The sequence below is a fragment of the Paeniroseomonas aquatica genome, from assembly GCF_030409335.1.
Classification (GTDB): domain Bacteria; phylum Pseudomonadota; class Alphaproteobacteria; order Acetobacterales; family Acetobacteraceae; genus Belnapia; species Belnapia aquatica.
Map to the genome: position 1 here is coordinate 1 of NZ_JAUFPN010000273.1, position 2,815 is coordinate 2,815.

2 protein-coding genes are annotated in these 2,815 nt (G+C 62.2%); both read right to left on the reverse strand.

Annotated features, from left to right (window positions below):
- Window positions 1–110: 110 nt before the first annotated feature.
- Window positions 111–959 carry a copper resistance protein B gene (locus tag QWZ14_RS29320; RefSeq protein ID WP_290320609.1) on the reverse strand — a complete coding sequence of 283 codons (849 nt, stop codon included), beginning with the start codon at window positions 957–959 and terminating at the stop codon, window positions 111–113.
- 17 nt (window positions 960–976) lie between these two features.
- Window positions 977–2,815, reverse strand: a 1,839-nt coding sequence (locus QWZ14_RS29325) for a multicopper oxidase domain-containing protein (RefSeq protein ID WP_290320610.1), incomplete at its 5' end; no start/stop codon positions are given.

The window sequence follows — 2,815 nt, forward strand, 5'->3', positions numbered from 1 at the left end:
CCAATTCTGCCCCTGCTGCCGCCGCGACGCTTACAGCGCGAAGCACGAGGGCGAAGGTGTTCACTACCGTCACGGTATATGACATTGCTTTCCCACGGAGACAGCGGTCATTAAAAGAAGAGGCGGATTCCCGCCACCACTGTCGACTGCGAGGGCTTCTCCCCAAGGCGCCGGTTTAATCCCGTCGCGCCGCCGTTGAAGCTCTCAAAAGAGTAGCCGATGTAGGGTGCGAACTCGCGAGTAATCTCGTAGCGCAGCCGCAGTCCGATCTCAGTTCGATAGAGACCGGGCGCGATAAGAGCATCGCGGTCCCAGCCGGTCGAGAAATTCAGCTCTGCCTCAGGCTGCAATACAATGCGGTTGGTGATGAGCACGTCGTAGGATGCAGCGGCGCGGGCGAGGAACACCCCGTTGCCTCCAACGAACCCTTGTAACTGCACCTCGAAGAAGCCTGGTGCCAATCCTTGAAGGCCGAAAGCGCCGTAGGTGCGCGAAGGCGTACCCTCGTGCGGGTCGATACGGAAATCATGGCGCACCCCCGCTTGGAGGTCCCAGTAGTAACCTACCAAGCGCGAATAGAGCACCTGCGCCTCGGTCCGTTCGAGGCCGCCACGCTCCCGGCTCGTCTCGCCACGTGTGTTCACCCAAACGCGGTGGTAGTCAGTGCCGTAGAAGGCCGAACCCTCCCAGGCATAGATTGGGCTACCGCGGCCGTTGCTGCGCATCTCGTTTTGGTCAAACAGCACAGCGCCGAAGTACAGTGGCGCATGTCCGGCGTGATCTTCTGCGCCTGACGCCGCCGTCGTCCTAGCGCTTTGGATGGCAGACGGATTCGTCCCTAAACTCACAGGTGCCCCGTGGCCGCCATGGCCACCACCCACCTGTGCCCATGCCACCGAGAATGGGAGAGTGGTGACAAGCAAGCCTGCAACAAAGGCTTTCGACATCGAGAAAGTCATACTGCGCTCCCGTGACATCAGTGGCGATGCCCGGCAGGCATAGCGGCCTGCATGGGTTGCGGGGCGGACACGACTGGGGCGCCGTCACGGGTAACGCGGAAGGTCCGCATCATACCGGACTCCATGTGGTAGAGGAGGTGGCAATGGAATGCCCAATCACCCTCGGCATCCACGATGACGTCAACATCTAGCGACGTGGCAGGCTTAATGCTCACTACATGCTTGCGCGGGTTGAAGGCACCGTTACCGAGGTCTGGTACCATCCACATCCCGTGTAGGTGCATGGGGTGATTCATCATAGTCTCGTTGATGAAGCGGATCCGTAGGCGCTCACCAAGGCGGGCAACAATGGGCTGGGCACGCCAGAACTCGTTGCCGTTCATCGACCAGATGTAGCGCTCCATATTCCCAGTCAGGCGCACCTCGATGACGCGGTCTGGCGCTTTGTACTCCGGATCGGCACGCAACGGGCGCAGATCACGGTAGGAAAGCACCCGAGTGCCGGATGGGGCACCGGTATCGTGGACAACGGGGTCGGACATCGCCATGCCGCCATGGCCGGCATGCGCTTCCATCCCGCCCACCGTCGTCGTGGCCGGAGTGCCGGGTCCCTGCGCGCCGGACCGCGCTGGGGCGCCGTGACCCATGGCAGAGTGATTCATCGCGGATGATCCGGTCTGTCCTCCGCTCGTGTTTGGCATCCCGGCCATGGCGCCGTGCCCCATAGCGGCGTGGTCCATCGCTGGCGCAGTACCCTGACCCTGCGGCTGTCCGCCGCCCGTAGACGGCATGGCGCCATGATCCATGCCGCCCATGGGCGCCACGTGGCCAGGCTGGTCCTGCTCGGGTGCCAGGGTGCCGCGGTCGAGGCCTGTGGGTCCCGGGTTCATCATCATGTCAGCCATGGTCAAGACAGGCCTCGGGCGGTGTAACGGCAGCGCTTCGACGGGGGCATCCATCCGCGTTGCCAACCGCGTCCTGGCCCAACCGGTGCGGTCCATGGTCTCAGCGAGGATCTGGTATTGTCTGTCCTCGCGCGGCTCGACGATGACGTCGTAGGTCTCGGCGACAGCGATGCGCAGTTCGTCCACGACGACAGGTCGGATATTGTTCCCGTCTGCCTGCACCACCGTCATCTTAAGACCGGGAATTCGAACATCGAAATAGGTCATTGCGCCTGAGTTAATGAGGCGAAGCCGCACCCGCTCGCCAGGCCGGAACAACAGGGTTGCGGGCGTCTCGGGCCGAAATCCATTCACGAGGTAACGGTAGGTCGCGCCAGAGATATCTGCGATGTCTGTGGGGTCCATCCTCATGTTGCCCCACTCAATGCGGTTGCGAACAATGGCCTGCCGCGCCTCGGCATTCGGCGCACGGTTCAGGTCCCGCACCAGGTCGGCCAGCGTCCGACGGTTCCAATTGTAGTAGCTGGGATCGCGTTTGAGGTTCTGAAGCACTCGTGCCGGACGTTCGTCCGTCCACTCCGACAACTGCACGACATGCTCACGATCGTAGCGGAAAGGCTCCGGGTCGCGCTTGTCGATGACGATTGGCGCGTAGAGGCCACGCTGCTCTTGGTCTAGGTTGTGAGCGTGATACCAGTAAGTGCCAGACTGCACGACCGGGAAGCGGTACTCAAAGGTTTCACCGGGGCCAATCCCGCGCACGAAGCCGGTGCTAAAGCCAGGCGCTCCGTCCATTGCCGCGGGCAAAATCAGGCCATGCCAGTGGATGCTGCTGGACTGCTGCATCCGGTTCGTCACCCGGATCACAGCCTCCTCGCCCTCGCGTAAACGGAGGAGCGGTCCGGGGAACTGGCCGTTACTCAGCAGTCGGTAATTTAGGCGACAATCCTT